The sequence below is a fragment of the Sessilibacter corallicola genome, from assembly GCF_021290925.1.
GTDB classification, from domain to species: domain Bacteria; phylum Pseudomonadota; class Gammaproteobacteria; order Pseudomonadales; family Cellvibrionaceae; genus Sessilibacter; species Sessilibacter corallicola.
Genome location: NZ_JAJSLX010000002.1, coordinates 743,041 through 763,480, shown reverse-complemented (window position 1 = coordinate 763,480; position 20,440 = coordinate 743,041). Strand labels below are relative to the sequence as shown.

General features: G+C 42.6%; 17 protein-coding genes. 4 read left to right on the top strand and 13 right to left on the bottom strand.

The features are described 5' to 3' along the window. Nucleotides 1-111: 111 nt before the first annotated feature. Together LU361_RS10600 and LU361_RS10595 are read right to left on the bottom strand one after the other, a co-directional pair. Nucleotides 112-600, bottom strand: coding sequence for an EF-hand domain-containing protein (locus LU361_RS10600; RefSeq protein ID WP_233088817.1), 489 nt, complete (start codon nucleotides 598-600; stop codon nucleotides 112-114). A gap of 441 nt (nucleotides 601-1,041) precedes the next feature. After that, nucleotides 1,042-2,052, bottom strand: a complete 1,011-nt coding sequence (locus LU361_RS10595; protein ID WP_233088816.1) for an aspartate carbamoyltransferase — start codon at nucleotides 2,050-2,052, stop codon at nucleotides 1,042-1,044. Between the two features lie 278 nt (nucleotides 2,053-2,330). Here LU361_RS10595 and LU361_RS10590 point away from each other — a divergent pair, with 278 nt between their 5' ends. Then, on the top strand, nucleotides 2,331-3,302 hold the full coding sequence (locus tag LU361_RS10590) for a hypothetical protein (protein WP_233088815.1): 972 nt from the start codon (nucleotides 2,331-2,333) through the stop codon (nucleotides 3,300-3,302). Between the two features lie 322 nt (nucleotides 3,303-3,624). Next, nucleotides 3,625-4,128 (top strand): hypothetical protein, encoded by a 504-nt coding sequence (locus tag LU361_RS10585; RefSeq protein WP_233088814.1) that lies wholly within the window; start codon nucleotides 3,625-3,627, stop codon nucleotides 4,126-4,128. Between the two features lie 56 nt (nucleotides 4,129-4,184). Here LU361_RS10585 and LU361_RS10580 read toward each other — a convergent pair whose 3' ends face one another. Beyond that, complete coding sequence (locus LU361_RS10580) at nucleotides 4,185-4,691, bottom strand: NYN domain-containing protein (RefSeq protein WP_233088813.1); 507 nt, start codon at nucleotides 4,689-4,691, stop codon at nucleotides 4,185-4,187. 475 nt (nucleotides 4,692-5,166) lie between these two features. Here LU361_RS10580 and LU361_RS10575 point away from each other — a divergent pair, with 475 nt between their 5' ends. Further along, entirely contained in the window at nucleotides 5,167-5,499 is a 333-nt protein-coding gene (locus LU361_RS10575) for an RNA recognition motif domain-containing protein (protein WP_233088812.1), read from the top strand. Nucleotides 5,500-5,975: 476 nt separating this feature from the next. Beyond that, the gene (locus LU361_RS10570; protein WP_233088811.1) at nucleotides 5,976-7,580 is read left to right on the top strand and encodes a hypothetical protein; all 1,605 of its coding nucleotides are present in this window, start codon (nucleotides 5,976-5,978) and stop codon (nucleotides 7,578-7,580) included. Between the two features lie 55 nt (nucleotides 7,581-7,635). Here LU361_RS10570 and sbcB read toward each other — a convergent pair whose 3' ends face one another. From sbcB to LU361_RS10520, 10 genes are all read right to left on the bottom strand, one after another. Next, nucleotides 7,636-9,051 (bottom strand): exodeoxyribonuclease I, encoded by a 1,416-nt coding sequence (sbcB, locus tag LU361_RS10565; protein ID WP_233088810.1) that lies wholly within the window; start codon nucleotides 9,049-9,051, stop codon nucleotides 7,636-7,638. A 73-nt stretch (nucleotides 9,052-9,124) separates the two neighbouring features. Next, nucleotides 9,125-9,442, bottom strand: coding sequence for an antibiotic biosynthesis monooxygenase family protein (locus tag LU361_RS10560; RefSeq protein ID WP_233088809.1), 318 nt, complete (start codon nucleotides 9,440-9,442; stop codon nucleotides 9,125-9,127). 1 nt (nucleotide 9,443) lies between these two features. After that, the gene (locus LU361_RS10555) at nucleotides 9,444-9,764 is read right to left on the bottom strand and encodes a heavy metal-binding domain-containing protein (RefSeq protein WP_233088808.1); all 321 of its coding nucleotides are present in this window, start codon (nucleotides 9,762-9,764) and stop codon (nucleotides 9,444-9,446) included. 96 nt (nucleotides 9,765-9,860) lie between these two features. Then, a complete protein-coding gene (locus LU361_RS10550; RefSeq protein ID WP_233088807.1) occupies nucleotides 9,861-10,172 on the bottom strand; it encodes a 4a-hydroxytetrahydrobiopterin dehydratase in 312 nt (103 codons plus the stop codon). A gap of 208 nt (nucleotides 10,173-10,380) precedes the next feature. Next, nucleotides 10,381-11,898, bottom strand: a complete 1,518-nt coding sequence (locus LU361_RS10545; RefSeq protein WP_233088806.1) for a fumarate hydratase — start codon at nucleotides 11,896-11,898, stop codon at nucleotides 10,381-10,383. A gap of 606 nt (nucleotides 11,899-12,504) precedes the next feature. Continuing rightward, complete coding sequence (locus LU361_RS10540; protein WP_233088805.1) at nucleotides 12,505-13,695, bottom strand: VWA domain-containing protein; 1,191 nt, start codon at nucleotides 13,693-13,695, stop codon at nucleotides 12,505-12,507. Next, nucleotides 13,692-16,037 (bottom strand): DUF5682 family protein, encoded by a 2,346-nt coding sequence (locus LU361_RS10535; RefSeq protein ID WP_233088804.1) that lies wholly within the window; start codon nucleotides 16,035-16,037, stop codon nucleotides 13,692-13,694. Before LU361_RS10535 ends, LU361_RS10540 begins: the two co-directional genes overlap by 4 nt. Before the next feature lie 2 nt (nucleotides 16,038-16,039). Next, nucleotides 16,040-17,119 (bottom strand): ATP-binding protein, encoded by a 1,080-nt coding sequence (locus LU361_RS10530; protein ID WP_233088803.1) that lies wholly within the window; start codon nucleotides 17,117-17,119, stop codon nucleotides 16,040-16,042. 4 nt (nucleotides 17,120-17,123) lie between these two features. After that, complete coding sequence (locus LU361_RS10525) at nucleotides 17,124-18,650, bottom strand: DUF5691 domain-containing protein (RefSeq protein WP_233088802.1); 1,527 nt, start codon at nucleotides 18,648-18,650, stop codon at nucleotides 17,124-17,126. Further along, on the bottom strand, nucleotides 18,629-20,065 hold the full coding sequence (locus tag LU361_RS10520) for an SWIM zinc finger family protein (RefSeq protein ID WP_233088801.1): 1,437 nt from the start codon (nucleotides 20,063-20,065) through the stop codon (nucleotides 18,629-18,631). Before LU361_RS10520 ends, LU361_RS10525 begins: the two co-directional genes overlap by 22 nt. Nucleotides 20,066-20,440 lie beyond the last annotated feature (375 nt).

The window sequence follows — 20,440 nt, the reverse complement described above, 5'->3', positions numbered from 1 at the left end:
GATCAGTATTAGCTAGATTAATAACGGCCAGATTTAGAAATAGAAATGTGTTGAGACTGCTTTTCCAGCGAATACGGAAAACGCAGTCTCAACAGATATGATAAACAACCGCTAGTTAGATTGCGTTCGCAGGCAGAACACCCACAAACAGCGAGTTTTATACTCGATTTCAGACTGTGCAGCTTTCACTTCAGACTCAGAAATATTGCCGTCGCCATCACCGTCAATGCTGGCGAACAAGCCTAGGTATGAGGTGTATTCTTCACCGTCAATAATGCCGTCATGATCAAGATCCAACTTGTCAAACCGCGCTTTTAGCAAGGTTTCACGGCGCTGAGCGTCGCTGACGATGTACTCATCAACACTGACGGCTCCGTCTTGGTTGGTATCCATAAACTGGAATACGCGCAGTTTTTTAGACGTTATTTCCTCCGCAGTAATGGTGTCGTCACCATTGAGATCATACTTAGCCAAAATCCAACGATGGTCTGACTGAGAAGTATCATCTGCGTTAATTGAGAAAGAAAATCCGGTAACTAACGTTAACAACGCGGCTTGCAAACCACGAACGTGTTTTGATCTTTTGAAAAACGGCATCATCCTAGCTCCCACCGATAACCCCTGAGCGGGCCTGATTTATATTTATGGTAGTGAAATTTGCCGTTAATGCACTTTCACTGCTTAATAAGACTACAATTAGCCCAAAAAATTACCATAAATACAAACAGCTCACGGGTTAATTATTATTAAGTATTAGAAGTGTTAAATTCTGCGCCAAATCAGCATACTCTAACGTGTCCCTACATTTTGTCGGTTCACTCACTCTGCATGTTCTAGAACTAATACATAAGTGTGAACAGACCCCAATAATCATAGGGGAAAGTTCATTCCATAGAGTGTCTACTTGGTCACAGAACCATCATTCATATAATTAATAATTGGAGCAAAAATAGTGCTCAAATAACCAAAACGCATAAAGCTTTAAAAACATTCTGTATTAAAACCAAAACCAATTAAAAGCTAACGGTTATAACCGAATAATTATCGGCTGCCGGTAAACCAGCGAACGTCGTGAGCGTACTTATCAACCAGATCTGCAACGTCCAAAACCAAGGCAAACAAAGCCATTCGCACCAAAATGCCGTTATCGGTTTGTCTAAAAATAGCCAAATTCGGGTTTTGATTGAGATCGTTGTCTAATTCATTGGCGTCTGCGCGCGAGTCTCTCGGTAATGGATGCATAATCACCGTGTTAGGCTCGCAAAATTGGGTGTAAATCGCTTGGTTTAAACGGAAACGGCCGCGGTACAAATCAGCTTCATCTTTACTGGTGAAACGCTCTTCTTGAATTCGGGTGGAATACACAATATCAACGTTTTTGATGCTCTCGGTTAACTCGTCGGTTACCGTAACGGAATGGTTACGCTCTCGCATTAACTCAATAATCGACTCAGGCATCGCCAATTCTTTGGGCGATACAAACACCAACTGCAAGTTCTCATAAAGGCTCAGTAATTTAGCCAACGAATGCACGGTTCGACCGTATTTTAGATCGCCAATCATGGCGATTCGCAAACCGTCGATACCGCGACTCTTTCCCGCCAGCTCTCGGCGAATGGTGTACAAATCTAACAAGGCTTGGCTCGGGTGTTCGTTGGGCCCGTCCCCGCCGTTAATCACTGGAACTCGGCTGGCTTCGGCAAATTCTGCCACAGACCCTGATTCGGGGTGGCGCATGCAGATTACATCGCTGTAACCGGACAACACCCGCGCTGTATCGTAGAGGGATTCCCCTTTGGCAATGGCGGAGGTTTCAAAACCGGTCGTTTCACGAACATTGCCACCGAGCAAATTAAACGCACAGCCAAAACTCACCCGCGTGCGGGTACTGGGCTCGAAAAACATGTTTCCTAAGATTGCGCCTTCAAGCACACGGGTAACTTTCTGCCGAGCGGCATAGGGTGCCATTGAATCAGCGACATCGAATATTCTATCGATGGTGGCTCGGTCAAATTGAGAAATAGACAAAATGTGGCTTCCAGTAAGCTCCACGGCGACTCCTAAACTTCGTATCTGGTGTTTTTGAGCTATGCTTTGTTCGAAAAGGTATAGCGCGTATTAGGTAATTTTAACGCCTATCGTTAAACATTGGTGCAAATTAAACGTGAATTTCCATCAATCACGCTAAAAAATAGCATTCAAAATCAATCAATGAGCTTGACCAACAAGCAGTAAACTTATTTTAACCATTGCCGATAGTTAGACTGTTGCCCAAAGCACGGTCAATAGCGGGGCACCAATGAAGCTTACTTTGTGTGAAAGGATAGCCTGTGGCTGATCAAACGTCTGATTACTTAATAAAGTTTTGTTCGGCCCAAACGGCTGACAAAATCCTTTCGACACGAACCCTTCGTTGGAGCGCCCCGCACCATTTTGAAGACCCGTTAGAATTGACCTACCAATCAGAACTCAATTTCTCCTCCTCAGAACTGCTCAAGACTTTGGTGAAGCGATCGTTGACCTTGATCTTTCAATTTGAAAAACCCACTGGCAACAGCAAAGTCATTCATGCCATCAATCGCTGGCGAGAAGAAGAACGCTTCGATGAGCAAGAAGAAGCCGAGGAAGTACTGACGGAGCTACTCTCTCAGGTCGTCACGGCAAGAAAACCCGCTTTAGATAAGTTGCTCAATAATTGGAAAAGCTATGCGTTACGCACTCGCATTTGCTGCTTTAGCGAACGCGTTGATAACTTAGTTGCGTGGCAGCGCTACGCCGACGCTCACACGGGTGTTGCGTTTAAGTTTCGATCGGGAGAAAACACCACATTGGGTGTTGCAAAAAAAATACTCTATCAGGATGATCGCCCGGAGATAACAACGCTCACCGAACAAGTCTTAGAAATTATGCTCGGCCGGGTTCCTAAATACGCAGAAGAATTTCCAAAAAAATTCCTCAGCAAACCCAAACCGTTTGCAGCCGAGGCCGAACTCAGATGTTTTCGTTTGCTGGCCAATTCGCCAGACATCATTTTAGATTCTAAAGAATTCGGCACCACCGATATTGGCTTTCAAGAAAACGATATTAAAGAAGTTTTTTTGGGCGCCGAAATGAACCCAAACGTCAAACTGAAATTGATTCAAAAAATCAGGAAGATCAATCGGCAAATTAAAATTTACGAAGCTCACATGTCGCCCCAGAAATTCCAGTTAGACTTTGTCGACACAAAAAAAATAACATCACAAAAACAAGAATCAAAAACAAAAGAAAGCACACCCAACACAGCTCAGCAACCCAGCTAATAAAATAGCGTTATATTTGCTTTTTGTTATCTGATTGCACACCAAAAATATCTCTTATTATTTTTTATTTCTATAGAACCAATTAATACTTTAGTCTCAAACACTCTCTGATTTAATCACCGTCACGCCATCAGCTTATTTCTTCAAAATCATGATGGGTTATTTTTAACTCAACGACACCTCATCAAAAAATTAATATAAATAAACTAAAGTGTTAGACGATTGATTAAATCAAAATCCTTTTTCTTTATCCTCTGCAAATTTGTTTAAGAAACAATTGAAAGACTATATACTCGCGCCGAAATTTATTAAGGAGAGTTTCATGAAAAAGGTATTAGGTGCATTCGCACTGTCTTCCCTATTGTTCACCGGTTGCGCATCCATCGTAGGTAACCCAAACCAAACGTTACCAATTTCGAGCACACCGAGCGAAGCAAACATCGTTATTGTTGATGAAACAGGCAAAAAAGTCTTTAAAGGCATCACTCCAACCAGCGTTACCTTACCGAAAAGCGACGGCTCTTACTGGGGCGGAAAAAGCTTTACGATTGAAATCTCAAAAGACGGTTACGCAACCACCAAAATCCCTGTTAAAGCGAAAGCAAACGGTTGGTATTTAGCCGGAAACCTAGTTTTCGGTGGTTTAATTGGTTGGTTTGTTTTAGACCCATTTAGCGGTTCAATGTACACACTTTCTCCAGGTGAAATTGAATCCTCACTAGGCGATCAAACCGCAGAAAACACCGGTAAAGATGGCAGCATTTCCATTGTTTTATTGCAAGATGTGCCAGAAGAACTACGCAGCAAAATGACTCGTGTGAACTGATGCTAACGTGGAGCCCAGGCTCCACTGCTGGCCGTTAACATTCAATTAATGAGCAGTTAGCTCATCAATAATTGTTCATTAATTGGAATGTAATCAGTAGCAGAATTAATCAATGAAGAAGCGGTTAATTGCGGAACACCGTAAACTTTTACCACCTTACTTTTTTGGGTTCTGACTTTATTTACCAACAAATCAAAGTCGCCGTCACCGGATACAAGAATAACGATATCGACGTCATCGGCAACATCCATCACATCAAGAGTAATACCGACATCCCAATCGCCTTTGGCAGAACCATCCGAACGCTGAATGTAGGGTTTTAGCTTTACCTGAAAGCCAATCGCTCGCAAGATATTCTGAAATTCTTCCTGCTTACGATCTCCTCGATCAATCGCATAAGCGTAGGCAGTTACCACTTCACCCAATTCTGAAACTTCAGACCAAAATTTATTGTAATCGAAGTTGCGCCGATAAGTTTGTCTTACCGTGTAATAGACGTTTTGCACGTCTACAAATACCGCCAATTTTTTCATGGATTTACCCAATTCGCATTTATAACTCAATGAACGTCATCCTAATTAAATTATAACTAACCAGTATAATTGAAAAATTTCCTAATACTATACACCATAGAAAAAAAGATTTAGAAACTTTTTGTTCTAACGAGCTTCTGCAATACCCGCCTATTCATCCAATTTTTATAACAATTGAAAAATTGAATTTTTATACATTTATTTTTTTATATATCTCACTAGAATTTCGCTTCAAATTTACTGTTAACAAATATTTTACGAATTCCTATTTATTGATGATTTTATTCTGAATAAGTTAAACCTTTTAGATTTGGCATCATTAAATATAACTAACAGTGACAGATAGATTTTCTATACGGGAGGCAAACAAGCATTGCCACCAGAAATACAAGATTTAGAGAAAAGTTTTCAGGCACATTTAACGTAAGTAACCACAACAATAAAAACAGCACCAAAAGAAATACATACTTTTTACAAACTATATTTGCTTTATAAGGAATCATTTATGCAGAAAGATTTAATTGCTCCATTTAAGCTGTTTGTTTTTACAGTTTTACTGAGCTTTGTTAATGTAAGTTACAGCCAAGCAAGTGAGAGAGTCGTCGTAGGAAACCTATCCAATTTAGCAACCAAAGAAGAACTTAGAAGTTTATTCACCACGTACGGTGAAGTTCTTTCGGTTAGTATTGCTAAAGACAGAGAAACTGGCAAACACCGTGGATTTGGTGTTGTAGAAATGAGTTCAAAAGAAAGTGCAGAAAAAGCGATAAGCACGCTCAATAAAACCAATTTTTTTGACAAACGAATTCTCGTTTATCAATCTCGAACGCAATATTAATAATATCGCCACATTTATTAGGGCTATTCAATCGCATAACGTCAATCCAGTAGACTTGAGTAAGCCCTAACATCCAATGCTTTTTCCCTTCACTTATTTTCAGTGTTATAACTGGAGGGATTCCTCTCTCTAACTTTCTTTACCAAACAACCGCTGTTAATCCCGCACAACTAATTTCTCTTAACTCGATTTAATTCCTCTCAACTTAATTCTATCTAACCTGATTAAATTCCATCTAACTTAATCCTACCCAATTCCATCGTCTTAATTTTTAATTTCATTATTGATACTAAAATTTTATTCTTAAATTTCTTTTTTCAATAAAAATTTATTTGTTTTTCAAGCAATGTAAATTAACTCACTCCTTTTGTAAAACGGCTGTTTTTATTCATTTTTGAGAGAGTAAAAATCGCCAACACTTGCACAAGTAATAATTATTCAAGCGCAATATATAAATCAACAAGGAGTTTGTTCTCATGATAAAACACAGTGCCGTTTTACTTTTAGAAACATTAATTTGCTATCACGAAAGCCATGATGATCCCGGTAAAGGCGACGACGAAACCTACATCAAAGTTTACGCTGATGGAAATTATTTGGGTCGTTATCCCGAAGGTGCCAGTGACGAAGTTTGGGATATGAATACTGGTGACAGAGACAGCATTGATTTAGAGATTAATGTCACCTATACCAACGAAATTGAAATTCAGGTATGGGATCAAGACTCCTCTACCGATGACGATAAGTTAGTAACACTCTACATCAACCGTGATACTAAACTCGACAGCAATAACTGTGGCGAAGTTAGAAAGCACCAAACCTCTGGTGATGCCGAAGCCGAATACGGAGTTAAATTCCGAGTCATTAAAAACCCAATCCCTACCGTACGAGTTCTTGGTATTCGCTGTGAAAAGTCTTCGGCTGGCATGAATACCAACGTTGCCGACGCTGTTGCAAAAACTGCAGAAAAAGCCTGTAAAGCGGCAGCTAACGTTATTGGTAAAAGCCCGCGCCCAAGCCGAAAGTTGATTGCCGATGGTTTTAAAGCAGCCTCGAAGGCATTAAAAGAAGTGGAAGAAATTGTTGTTTGGATTGCGGGAATTATTGAAGGCAAAGACGACGTTTATATGAAACACTTGGTGGAAACTCGTGGTCACGATGGTGGTTTTTTCCCGAAAGATTCTGCTGTTTATAAAATGGATGACGGCGATGAAGTGTACTTCGAAGATTTATACGGATCTTATTTCCGTTTTCCACTCGATCAAGGTCCTGTGACCATTCAACTTAGAGAACACGATGATATTTTAGCGGATATTAACATTGGAACCTTGACTATTACCCCCGACAATTTACGTGTCGACACACCTGACGGCGTTAACGGCACAACTTGCAACGGTGGTGTTGCAGAAATGGATGGCCCTGCGGTTATCGAAATTGCCGACAGCTACGGTAAACGTGATGGTGAAGGCGCGGTCTATCATATTTGCTACAGCGTTGGTATGGAAAACTGGTGTGCTGCTGCAAATTCCGAAGCTCAAGCCAACGCAGAAGTTCAATCTCTGCATAAACCCACAGCGCAGGATCAATGGAACTATAACCATGCTTTAAATTACTCTAATTCGTTACATCATATTCTTACCTTAGATGAAATGCGCGATTTAATTAACTGTGACTTCCCCAGAGCACATGGATGGCCGGACTATTGCGATTATTGGGTTCACAAAGAAACCGATGCTGGTAAGCGACTCGCATTCGACATTAAAACAGGAGTCGTATATTTCGTTCATAAATCAGAATACTTACATTACACTTGCCCAACCGATAACGGTTATTTGCAAACTGATGAAAGTCACTCATTTGATTACGCACTTAACAAAGGTACGAACGGAAAATTATTAAGTTACCAAAAAATGAAAAAGCTTTACGAGGAAGGGGAATTTAATAAATCGGGATGGAACAAGAACCAGAATTACTGGGTAACCTTAGATGACGACAAGGCTCCGGTAATTAATTTGAATACCCAAGAAGTGTCTCTGAAGAGTAAAACAGACGCTTATCACCTATACAGCTACAGAAAATAATATTTTTTAATAAGACGGAAAACTCTGAACCATCAGAGTTTTCCTTTTTAAGCTGCTACAAAATCATATCAGAATAATTAGAAACATCGTCTAACAGCTGAATCTTTTCCATGGAAAGCTCGCCGCTTTCTTGCAGAGAAAATATCAGCTCGTGCAGCTCATCTAATGTTAACGAACCAAAACCGGGTTCAGTTAAAACTTTCACCCGATACTCATGCCACTGCTCCTGTTCTTCATAGGACAAAGACTCAGGATAATTTCGTGCGCGATAACGAAACAAAATATCGTTCAGGCGAGAATCATCAAAGACAATGCCAGAGCGAGCGATTTCTTCACCCGTTGAACTGCGCACTTGCAAACATTTGGATTTATCAGCATCAGAGACAAAACCGTCATACAAAGCTTGCTCGGCTAACGTTGATTTAGAAAATGGGTTCGCGGTGAACACATCATTCATTTTATGGACCAATGTGTGCCCTTTTAACTTCTGCCAATTGGAGCGACAGATATTTAAATCAATTCCTAAACGATTGGCCGATGCCTCATCGAGCAATTTTGGCGTGGCTATTACTGGGCTTTTATTCAAATGAATTTCTTTTAACGCAATACGTTCTTCACCTTCGGCCAATTCTGCCGTTGGTGTGTATAACTTCTCTAAAATTTCAGCACTAGATAGATTAAACAGAGGCTCAGGATCACAGGTTAAATCAAAACAAATCACCGAGTTTTTATTTTTTGGATGCATTGCAATGGGTGCAATCAGCGATGCGCATCCTCGTATTGCCGGAAATTTTGAGGAAACATGAAACAGCGGTTTTGTGTTAGCGACATCAAACAACTCAAACGCTTTTCGTTTGTTGCGCAATCCAAAGCAGTAATCAAATAATTTCGGCTGTTTTTGCTTAATGAGTTTTGCCAACTCAATCGTCGCGTACACATCCGACAAGGCATCGTGAGCGGATTCATGGCTTAAATTATTAGCAGCCGATAACAACTCAAGTTTAAAGCTAACAACGCCGTCTACCATTGGCCATTCTATGCCTTCGGGTCGAATCGCGTAGCAAAGCCGAACCATGTCGATAATGTCCCAACGACTGTTGCCATTTTTCCATTCGCGCTCGTAGGGATCGTAAAAATTGCGCCACAAAGAATAACGAGTGACTTCATCGTCAAACCGAATACTGTTATAGCCAACACCACAGGTATCGGGCTGCGATAATTCCGCATGCACTCGCTCAATAAAATCTTTCTCGGGCATACCATGCTCTAAGGCATGCAGCGGATTAATTCCAGTAATTAAGCACGCCTGAGGGTGTGGTAAAAAATCGGGTGTGGGTTTACAGAGAATATTGACGGGATCATCGATAATATTTAAATCGAGATCGGTACGAATTCCGGCAAATTGCACAGGGCGATCTTTCGATGGGGTAGCGCCCCAGGTTTCGTAATCATGCCAAAAGAAACTACTCAAAACAGACCTTTACTACGTTTTAACATTAAATTATTAGGTAAAAACAGTGAACTGATTATAAGTTGCTGAAAAACTAATTGCCGTATTCCAACTCAACTTTTGCAATTCTAATTTTATAGCGGCTGTACCATTGTTCTCGACCAAGTGCTTGAGCAACTTGATGTTCCGCGTTTTGTTTCCACTGTTTAATAGAAGCCAGATCTTGCCAGTAAGAGACGGTCACACCAACGTCAACTCGGGCGGAATCCATTCCAATAAACCCCGGTTGTTTTTTGGCAAGCTCAATCATTCTCGCGCTGGTTTCAGCGTAACCTTGATCCTCTTCAATTTTGATGGAGGCAAAGATTACCGCGTAGTAAGGCGGCTCTGGCGTTTCAGCCAACTGAGTCATCTTAGCTGTACCTTACCGCCGTTCCGCTCACGCTGACCATCATCATACTGCCTTTTTCACCGACAACCTCGTAGTCGATATCGATACCAATAATGCCGTTGGCACCTAATGCGCGCGCTTTCTCTTCCATTTCATCGAAAGCGATTTGACGGGCTTTTCCCATTTCTGCTTCATAAGCGCCAGAGCGACCACCAACGATGTCGCGAATAGCACCGAATAAATCTTTAAAAATGTTCGCACCTAAAATAGCTTCGCCGACAACAACATCTAAATATTCAGTAATTTTGTGACCATCAATATTAGAAGTGGTAGTTTTTAACATAATAATCCTTATTTTTAATTCGCTTTTTGTAGGGTCCGTTTACCAAAACCCAATCAGTCTTAAATATTCTACCTATAGCAAACAGAAAATTTCTGATTATTGGGGAACAAATAATAAATCATCGGTTGCTCTGGCAAGATTAAAATCGGTCTCACTCAGGCCGTTGGCGGTGTGAGTCCACCACTGAACCGTCAGCTTTCCCCATTCGATAATCAACAAAGGGTGATGGTTGTGTTCGTCCGCCAAGTCAGCCACGCGCTGAGCGCTTTGAACCGCTTGCTGATAGTCTCGGTAACTAAAAACTTTTTCTAGTTTGGCGATTCCTTCAGACTCTATTTTGATCCAACCAATCAGACGTGATAATTCTTGATCGATATCACGTTCATTCATTTGAGAATATTGACTCATGATTAACCCGCCCCTTTCGTTATTATTTTTATCAGTTTGAAAAACTTGAGAATACTACAATGCCGATAAAACAAAAGCGGATTTATCAAAACTCAGGCACGTTCCCAATAACTTTTTAACCTGTCATAAGGTTGTATTGAGTCTTTGGAGCACTTTGCGATCTCATTAAAGAAAAAGGCCGGTTAAACCGGCCTTTTTTCGTGGAAGCTTATTGAACTTCGATGGTGCCTTCTTCAATTTTTGCCTTCCAGATTTGTGGGCCCGTTTGGTGAACAGATTCACCTTTGGAATCCACCGCCACGGTAACGGGCATATCTTCGATTTCGAACTCGTAGATAGCTTCCATACCCAAATCTTCGAACGCAACCACTTTCGCGGCTTTAATCGCTTTAGAAACCAAGTAAGCAGAACCGCCCACCGCCATTAGGTACACCGCTTTGCTGTCTTTAATGGCTTCAATGGCCGCAGGACCGCGCTCAGCTTTACCTACCATACCAGCAAGGCCGGTTTCTTCGAGCATAGTGCGGGTGAACTTGTCCATACGCGTCGCGGTAGTAGGACCAGCAGGACCAACCACTTCTTCACCAACAGGATCAACAGGACCTACGTAGTAGATCATGCGGTTCGTGAAATCCACCGGCAATTCTTCGCCTTTGGCGATCATATCGACCATACGCTTATGGGCGGCATCACGGCCGGTTAACAACTTACCGGACAACAATACGGTTTCACCGGGTTCCCACTCAGCAACGTCTTCTTTGGTCAGCTCATCAAGATTCACACGACGCGCAGAACCCACTTCCCAAGTGATTTCTGGCCAATCGTCTAGGCTTGGCGGTGTTTGCAACGATGGGCCAGAACCGTCTAGCGTGAATTTAACCAAACGAGTCGCGGCACAGTTTGGAATGATGGCAATTGGCTTGTTGGCTGCGTGAGTGGGGCAATCTTTAACCTTCACATCAAGAACCGTCGTCAAACCGCCAAGACCTTGGGCACCAATACCCAATTTGTTGACCTTATCCATCACTTCTAAACGAAGTTCTTCGGCACGGTTAGAGGCGCCGCGTTCTTTCAAATCTTGGATATCAATCGGATCAAGCAAGGCTTCTTTTGCCATTGCCATGGCTTTATCGGCAGTACCACCGATACCGATACCTAAGATGCCTGGTGGACACCAGCCAGCACCCATGGTTGGCAACATTTTCAAGATCCAATCGACGACAGAGTCAGACGGGTTCAACATCGCAAACTTAGTTTTTGCTTCACTACCGCCGCCTTTTGCGACAACGTGAACGTCAACTTTATCGCCAGGAACCAGTTTGTAGGTGATCATCGCAGGCGTATTGTCGCCAGAGTTTTTGCGAGCACCGTCTGGGTCAACTAACACCGAGGCACGAAGTTTGTTGTCTGGGTGGTTGTATGCTTGGCGCACACCTTCATTGACGATATCTTCGATGCTTCGATCAGTATCCCACTGAACATTCATACCAATCTTCATGATCACACTCACAATGCCGGTATCTTGGCAAATTGGGCGGTGACCTTCAGCACACATACGAGAGTTAATGAGAATTTGCGCCATAGCGTCTTTCGCGGCGGGATTGGCCTCTCTCTCATAAGCTTCATGTACGGCTTTAATGAAGTCTTTCGGGTGGTAATAAGAGATAAACTGCAGGGCGTCAGCGATGCTATCGATAAGATCTTGTGGACGGATTATAGTGGTCATTGCGCACTTCTCTTTTCATTATCGGCTAGGTTTTGGTTGATCTGGCGCAATTCTACAACATCCCAAAGAGCATTGCTGCTAGACTTGTGGGTAACCTAATGATTTATGTGTGGTTATTATCTGCACGCATAAAGATTATTTTTTATACAGCATAGTTAACTACTCAAAGATTCTACTTTCGCAAGTAGCGTTACATCTCCTGCCCACTGCTCCAACCTGTGTGTGTTCTCGTCGCAATGCAGTCGTTTAACTCCAACCGTGTAATACCATTTATATGCTGTCGAATTAAATTGGCGAGTTGATTAAAAGACATTTAAAAATTGTCGATTAACATCTGAAATACTCTGCCAAATTTCAAACATGTAATTGTAAGTGAAGATTGAAATTAATTGCTTTTTTTACGACAGACTGAAAAACAGTTGACTCATTAAACCGTAACAAACCGCCTAAAAGGGACTTAGAATTTTGTTACTGCTCACTACTTTGATAGTTATGTGTATTTGTTCCAACGAAATCTGACAACCACCCACTTATAAAAGACGCCTGTCAGATTAAATTTAAGCTACTTTCCTAAAATTGATACACAAACAGCAAATCAGCAGCAACCTACACAGTAGTATCTTCTACTGGTCGTACGGTTACGATATCTTGGTCTCCGGCCCAAGTGAGTACATCTTCCCGTTTTAACGCGGTTGCCATTAAATCGGGGAATTGATCGGGTGTGCAGGCGAAAACTGGTGAACCAATGGCGGCAAATTCTTGTGCTAAATGCGCACTGTAAGAAGGTTTTCCATCGTCGTTTAATGCCAATAAGGTAATAACATTTACGTCTTGTCGAATTAAATTGGCAACGCGGTTTTTCAATTCGTTAGCATCTCCACCTTCGTACAAATCGGTTATTAAAATTAAATGGGTTTTACTCGGCCGCTCGATTTTACTTTCGCAATAGGCGACGGCTTGGTTAATGTCGGTACCACCGCCCAATTGAACGCCAAATAATACTTGTACCGGATCGTTCAATTCTTCGGTTAAATCTAAGATCGCAGTATCAAAGCAAATCAATTGTGTTTTAACACCGGGCAACGAGGCCATCACCGCAGCAAAAATGGAACTGTAGACTACGGAAGTTGCCATTGAGCCGGATTGATCGACGCATAAAATCACTTCATCCAAATCAACAACGCGACGGTGTTGACGTTTATACCCAATTAATTTTTCGGGAATGATGGTGTTTAAATCTTCTTGGTAGTGGCGTAAATTTGCGGTAATTGTGCGATGCCAATCGATATCGGCGTGTCTGGGCCGAAAGGTTCGTTTGGATTTGTTAAGCGCACCTCGCACGGCTTCGGCGGTTTTTCGTTCGAGTTTTTCGATAAGTTCATCGACCACTTTTTTGATCACTTCACGTGCGGTATCGATGGTTTTTTCGGGCATAACCGAACGCAAACTGATGAGATCGGCCACCAAATGAACGTCAGCCTCTACTGCGGCAAGAAACTCGGGCTCGGTTAACATTTGCTTGAGCCCTAAACGGTCAAACGCATCTTTCTGGATCACCTGAACGACAGAGCTTGGAAAAAACTCTCGAATATCGCCAAGCCATTTCGATACTGTTGGCGCAGAGCGATTTAAGCCTCCACGCGCGCCTCTGCCGCCATTTTTACTGGAATTATTATTTTGATACAACGCATCCAAAGCAGAAGCGATTCGAACATCGCGCTCCGAAAGACATTGGCTTGAATCTTGTGAACCTAATACTAACCGCCAACGACGTTCTTTTTCATGATCATTATTCATTGGTTTTGAGTCCATTTAGTATCTCGGCGAATCAGTTTACTCACCGCCGTAAAGTGTTCCGTCCAAGAATCCGTTAATGACAGATCCGGCGTTGTCCCACGGGTTGCATTTTGTTTTCCGTTGAGTACGGTATCTAAAAAACGTCGATTTTCCATTGCATCCAATTGCGAGAAAACACGCCTAAATAACGGTAGAAACTCAACAAACACGTCTTCGTCTAAATCAATCAACCAATTTTCAACGGTTTTTCGAAGAGATGTATCAAACAATAACCGATCAATAACACCGTCAAAAAACCCTTCAAAAAATTTCGCCGATTCAGACACTTCAACCGACGAAGACAACATTCTCTGCAATAAAATATGCAGACGGTCAGCGTCTATTTTTTCGGAAACATACAACAGCCGTGCACTTAATCCGCGCACTTGAGCATCGGCAGAATCCAACGCCATAACGTCACGAAGAGAACTCCACCACTCGGACATTAAGTCTTGCTCAAATTCCGCGATCAGAATGGATTGATGCGCTTGGTTAATCACACGACAATAATGAATGGCTTCTTCTTGATTTAAATTGCGGCAACTGTAAGGAAGTGACACCGCCGCTTGCACCATAAGCCGCTCGACTAATTCGCCAATTTGATGCAACGACAGTTCGCGAGCGGTTCCGTAACGAACAATCGAAATTAACGGCGATAAGCTGGATAATAATTCGAGCGTGTCGGTGGTGTGGGTTGCGTGTTCATCGATACGTTTTAGCCCTACTTCCGCAGCCGCGTTTAATTGTGCTTCCAGCGCCAACTGAACTGAATTTGCCAACTGGCTGAGCTGATTTTCTTGGTTGAAGGCTTCAATTAATTTATTGTTTGCGGCCAGTTCTATGGTGTTTCCGTAGACTAAGTTTTCAATTAATTGCACTGAAAACTCAGGTTGCCAACATAGAATCCAACGTTCTCGAAAGGTACCGCGACTGTTCCCTGCATCCGTAATTTTACCCCAAGGCACATTAAGCACGGTCAGCCGATGAAGCAGAATTGATTTTGTTAGCCCCGCACTGGAGCGTAAATCCAGCGCTAAGTTTTTTTCTAAGGCTTCCGGTTTTAAACGCAGGGCTTTTTGTTGCTTTTGTAAATCTTCTAACAACGGAATAAGCGGTGCATCGTCGGGAATGGAACCGACCTCGTTGCCTAATAACAATCGCTGTTCGATCTCTCGCCACTGCAGTTCTTCGCCGAAACATACGCTCGATATAACCGAATCGCGAACTTCTTCGAGCCCAACATTGGGTTTATTGCGAATCACAGCCAATGCTTGATACAACCTAACCGCCTCAATAACCGATGCTGTAGAAACAATATGGCCTTTCTCTCGCAACGTTTGAGCAATTTTGCCAAGCCACAACGACAGCGACTGTGGGTTATCTCGGTGACGCCAAAGATGTTGATACCACTGCGGCGCTTTAACACCGGCACCGTAACCGGAAGCGACGGCCAAACGCGGTGACGTCCAGGGCACCCACGCCGATCTAACTTTGCTTTTGGTCAGCTTTGGCGGTAGCGATTTCAGTATTTCTCGATTGGCTTTTAAGGTGTGTTTTTCTTTTAGCGCAGGCACATGCCAAGCACCACAAATAACCGCAATTGGGCCTTCGGTTTGTTTACGCGCTTTATCGATTTCTAAACGCATGTAAGCTTCACGCTGAATGTCTCGATCAGAAATCTCCGTGTGAGCACGCAGCTCTGTCATAATGGTTTCGATCAATTCAAAAATCAGCGACTGGTTATCGCTGTTTTGCTCAATAAAATCGTTCCACCAAGATTCGCCGTCTTCGTAACCCGATAATTCTGCCAAATAAGAAAACGGATCTTTGGAGATTTCCGATGATTCGTTCAAGGGATTATCGGAACAAATAGGCTCTTCTGTTTCAGATTTGGCTTCGGGTTCTTGATCGGATTTTTCCAGCGTAGCTTCCGAATCGTCAAGCGCTGACTCTTCCGCTTGAGGTTCGGGCTTCGCCAATTGAATGGCAACGGGCAAGTCAATAAAAGCAACGTCAAGCTTGCGTTGTAATGCAAATAAGCACGCTTGGTACTCTGGAGAAAATTCCGCGAATGGGTAGTACAAACTCGAACCGCTTTGCTCTGCGTTATAAGCGAGTAACGCAACCGGCGGCGTCATGCCGTGCTTTGCTAACCATTGGATGTCTTCGGAACAATCACTGGGCCCTTCAATTAAAATCTTGGCAGGCTTTAATGTTTCTAATTCAGACAACAAACGCTGGCAAGAACCCGGTCCGTGATGACGAATACCAAAATAGTGAATGTCGTTTTGTGCAACTGCCATAACTACAACACTTCATTAATGTTGTGATAATAATCGGCAAAATCTCGACGTTTTTTAAGAACGGTTTCTAGATATTCTTCTAACACGACTTTGTCTTGCACGGGGTCTTTCACAATAGCGCCAACAATATTAGAGCTAATATCTTCAGCGCTTAAACTGCCACCGCCAAACCAGTTTGCTTGGCTTAAACCACCCACCATAACGGCAATGGCTTCGGCGGTGGATAAATTACCGGTTGGCGTTTTTAAGGTAATTTTTCCATCTAAGGTTTCACCACCGCGAAGCTCACGGAAAATGGTAACCACCTTTTTAATTTCTTCCACGGCATTTTTCGGCACTGGAATATCCAGGCTTGCTCCCATTTCCGCAACTCGCTGATTAATAATTTCCAGCTCTTGGTTAAGATCATTTGGCAACGGTAAAACCACTACGTTAAAACGTCGTTTTAATGCAGACGATAATTCATTAACACCTTTATCGCGATTGTTTGCGGTAGCAATAACGTTAAACCCACGTTCGGCAAAAACGGCATCGTTGAGTTCGGGAATCGGCAACATTTTTTCGGACAACACGGTAATTAACGTATCTTGGACGTCCGATCCCATTCGAGTTAATTCTTCCAGCCGGCACAGGGTGCCCGATTCCATTGCGCGATACAAAGGCGTGGGCACTAAAGCATCTTTGCTCGGCCCTTTTGATAATAACTGAGCGTAATTCCAACCGTAACGAATTTGATTTTCGTCGGTGCCAGCGGTGCATTGAATCACCTGCGTACTGTCGCCACAGATTGCGGCCGATAAATGTTCAGACACCCAAGATTTGGCCGTACCCGGTACCCCCAACAATAACAATGCACGGTCGGTGGCTAAGGTGGCTACGGCGGTTTCAATCAACCGACGGTTGCCGATGTATTTTGCAGAAATTTCCTTGCCAGAAGGCGATTTACCGCCCAACAAATAGGTAACAACAGCTTGCGGGCTCAACTGCCAATTACTCGGCTTAGGACCGGTATCTTCTGACTTAAGAATATCCAGCTCAGATTGAAAACTCAGCTCTGCAGGTTGTCGAAGAATATTACCCATAATTTTATCCTTTTGTATTTTCGCTAGACTCTAACTGAGTATTCAATTTCAGACACATCAGCGCGGGGTCAGATTGACTCATTCCAAGATCAATAATATGTTTAAGTGCTTCGGTGGCGCTCGGTTTCGGCAAATACAAACCCAATGTTTGTAATGACAGAATCAGTGAGCCTTCAACAAAGCCGCCAACGTCTGTTTGTTCTTTTAAATCGTTTATTAAATTCTTCCACGCTGAACTGGATTTAATATCAGCCCAGGTTATTTCTGTAGAAGGTTTATCAAGCAGTAATAGTACGTCGTGAACAAGAGTGTCTGAATCATTCTTCATCAATAAATTTATTACATACAACTCTCGTTTTTGATCGGTAAATCTATGCAGACAACGACTCAGCCAATAGATTAAATTGTTAAACTTTTCATCAGAATTCAAAAAATTCGCCACCAGTATTTCTAGTTCTTCCAGCGGCATGGATTCAGCGGCGTTTTCAACGAACGCAAGATTATCGTTTTGTGTATTAGCACCAAAATCCCAAATCGAGGCAAGCTCTGACAAAGAAAGATCAAATTCAGCTGCCAATAGAGCCAATGGTATTGTGCCAATCGTTTGTGTTCTCGTGCCACGCTGTACGCTATTTTTCAATTTTTTTGGCACGAACTTTTTGCTTTTACGGATGATTCCTGTGCTTGTAAGATCGTAAACTTGCGACAACTCTTGTAACGTTTCGGCAAAAGGTTCTCGATCTAATGGTGCAGATACGCTCGATAATCGCAATAAAAATTGTTGAGCAAGCGCTGTTACTTTTTTCGAACGATCAGACGCTAGAGTTTTCAGAAAATCCGCATCGTCTTGCGATAAATTCACGCTCAGCGTTTCAATTAATTTAACGCGTTTGTCGGCGGATTCATTCACTGCGTGCTTTTCAAGTAATAATCGAGCTTGCTCAGCATTATTAACGCGCATTTTTTTAAGCAGAGACAAACGCTCTGCTGGCAACCAGTGGTCCCAGTTCTCGCTGGTTAATTCCAACGCCTCGGTTGAACGAAACTGACTGATGTTTGATTGCCACCTGACCCAAGGCCAGTAAACTTCGGGGAGTTTATCGTCGGTGTTTTTGGGCAGCCAATCAAAAGGATGGCTCACATAACCTCTGCAATAAACCAAATGCAACAGCACCGAATCTAAATTGTGATAAGTTGTTTTGGTGACAGATTCTAAACAAGAACGAAACAAAAACCGTAAATGCTCCGGCAAAACCGGTAACGGCAATTGCGGTAACGTACGGCCAGACAGAAATTCAGACTCAGGATGGGTTGATCGAGCCAGCAGTGATTTCTGCTGCGCAACCAGTGCCAACACTGACAAATTACGCCGTTCTGGCGGAAGACTCTCAATCAATAAGCGCCACGAATTAGGCAGTTGGGCCGCGTCATAAAGCGTATCACCGCCGATTAACCAGCGTTGCTCCAGTTGTTGGCCACGATTAATTTCATCGATAAATTCTTCTTCGCTTAACACGGCATAGCCCCCCATTGTTTCGCCACCGCACTCAACAACAGCGCTCTGCTTCCGTCCCAAAGAATAAACGCACGCTCAATTTCACAACCCAACAAAACCGAACTGATTGTGTTGTTAGTCAGTAAATAGTGTTCTTCAAGATTATTGGATTGCCACCAGTATTCACCTTCTTTGGTCACGGCAATTCGGCCATCGGCTAAAATAAAAGGAATATTGTCTAGCCAAGGAATTTGAGATTGCAGCGTTAAAAACTGAGTCGGTAATCGCTGGGAAGTTGCCGGCCACAGAGATTCGCTGGGTTTGGGAATAATCTCGTAGTTCTGTAATACTCCACGCAGATTCACCCTGGACGGATAAAACACGATATCGCCGTGAACACACGATTTAAAACCCGCACCAATCATTTTGCGACCTGATGCCGCCGGAAAATGATCAACCAACTTCGCAAATTGCGGTTCACTGCTATTAATATTCAACAACCAAGTGGTTTGAGTAATTAATCCATCGCGACGAGTATAGCTTTGCTCACCGATGGTTTGCCAAATACCGCTGACGGCGTTGGTATCGGTATTGGCGTTAGTATTTGCGCTTAACAACTGATCTTTCTTTTCTGCCGAAGCAATGGCTCGGCGAGCGTCAAGATCATTGTTATCAGTAAACCAAGCGTTACAGAGCAGCACCAACCGCCCGAATTCTCGAACCACAATCGACGGCTGCTCTTCAATGGGATATTCGAGAATTTTCGCTGGCAACTCATCCAAGGTAACGCCTAAATTGGAAGCTTTGGAATCAATTAAACGAGCAGAAATATTGCGGCAACGACTGTGACTGTCTTTTAAAAACTGGCTGATGCCTGATCGTAATTGATCTTCCATCCACTGTTGCAGCTCTTCCAAACCCGCACTGATCAACGCATCGGTCTTGGCCTTTAAAGACTCAGCGCGTTTGCGTTTTTGCGCTTCGCTTTTTTCATTGATTTCAGGCGCTGTGGATTCGATTGAGGCGTCATCGGCATCAATAATTTTATCGATGTTTTTGTTAGTACTGCTATCAGTGCCCTTAGAGGATGTAGAAGTAGAAGCTTGAGAAGACGATGTTTTTCTGCGCCGACCGTGCCAGTCTAAAACCCACTGTGGGAGTTCTTGTTCCTGAAAATCGTGCAATTGTTCGCTGTATTGCCACAGCAACGCCAAAACATGCTTACACGGGAATTTTCGCGATGGGCAGGTGCATTTGTAACCTAAATTAGACAGATCTGCCATCGTATAATACGGCTTTGATCCCGACCCCTGACACATACCCCAAATGGTTTTATGCGCCTCGGATTGCCCAACACTTGGCCACTTCTGTTTTTTTAACAACTTCTTTGCGGCGGAAAGAGAAGATTGATCAGGTGCTAGCTCCTGAATACTCTCTAAAGATACTTCCATATTCACCGGTGCCTTATCTTTAGTTTAATGTCCTTTTAACCCGATAATAACAAGAGTGAAAAACAAGAGAAACCGTAATTAAGCCAAAGAGAGACCCAGTTTTTAACGTTAATTTATGTTATTTTTTGTCACCTCAAAACTAATACTTTAGTTTACTATCGCAAGCTAGAGGAGCCTCTGATTAACCATAAAATACAACAGTTATATTTCTAGTACACACCCCAAAAAATGGCACTTTCAATTAAGCATCTCTCCTGCAAAGAAAGAAGGAGTCGGTAATAAAAAAGTACGGAAACAATATTTTTATATTTGGTAAAGTGAAATAGACATTAATTAAAATTATTAATCTTTAGGATGGCAAAAGATTCACAATAT

Coding starts and splice junctions, on each gene's coding strand:
- LU361_RS10600 (WP_233088817.1), bottom strand. CDS start 600: ATGATGCCGTTTTTCAAAAGATCAAAACACGTTCGTGGTTTGCAAGCC.
- LU361_RS10585 (WP_233088814.1), top strand. CDS start 3,625: ATGAAAAAGGTATTAGGTGCATTCGCACTGTCTTCCCTATTGTTCACC.
- LU361_RS10575 (WP_233088812.1), top strand. CDS start 5,167: ATGCAGAAAGATTTAATTGCTCCATTTAAGCTGTTTGTTTTTACAGTT.
- LU361_RS10570 (WP_233088811.1), top strand. CDS start 5,976: ATGATAAAACACAGTGCCGTTTTACTTTTAGAAACATTAATTTGCTAT.
- LU361_RS10560 (WP_233088809.1), bottom strand. CDS start 9,442: ATGACTCAGTTGGCTGAAACGCCAGAGCCGCCTTACTACGCGGTAATC.
- LU361_RS10555 (WP_233088808.1), bottom strand. CDS start 9,764: ATGTTAAAAACTACCACTTCTAATATTGATGGTCACAAAATTACTGAA.
- LU361_RS10550 (WP_233088807.1), bottom strand. CDS start 10,172: ATGAGTCAATATTCTCAAATGAATGAACGTGATATCGATCAAGAATTA.
- LU361_RS10545 (WP_233088806.1), bottom strand. CDS start 11,898: ATGACCACTATAATCCGTCCACAAGATCTTATCGATAGCATCGCTGAC.
- LU361_RS10540 (WP_233088805.1), bottom strand. CDS start 13,695: ATGAATAATGATCATGAAAAAGAACGTCGTTGGCGGTTAGTATTAGGT.
- LU361_RS10535 (WP_233088804.1), bottom strand. CDS start 16,037: ATGGCAGTTGCACAAAACGACATTCACTATTTTGGTATTCGTCATCAC.
- LU361_RS10530 (WP_233088803.1), bottom strand. CDS start 17,119: ATGGGTAATATTCTTCGACAACCTGCAGAGCTGAGTTTTCAATCTGAG.
- LU361_RS10525 (WP_233088802.1), bottom strand. CDS start 18,650: ATGGGGGGCTATGCCGTGTTAAGCGAAGAAGAATTTATCGATGAAATT.
- LU361_RS10520 (WP_233088801.1), bottom strand. CDS start 20,065: ATGGAAGTATCTTTAGAGAGTATTCAGGAGCTAGCACCTGATCAATCT.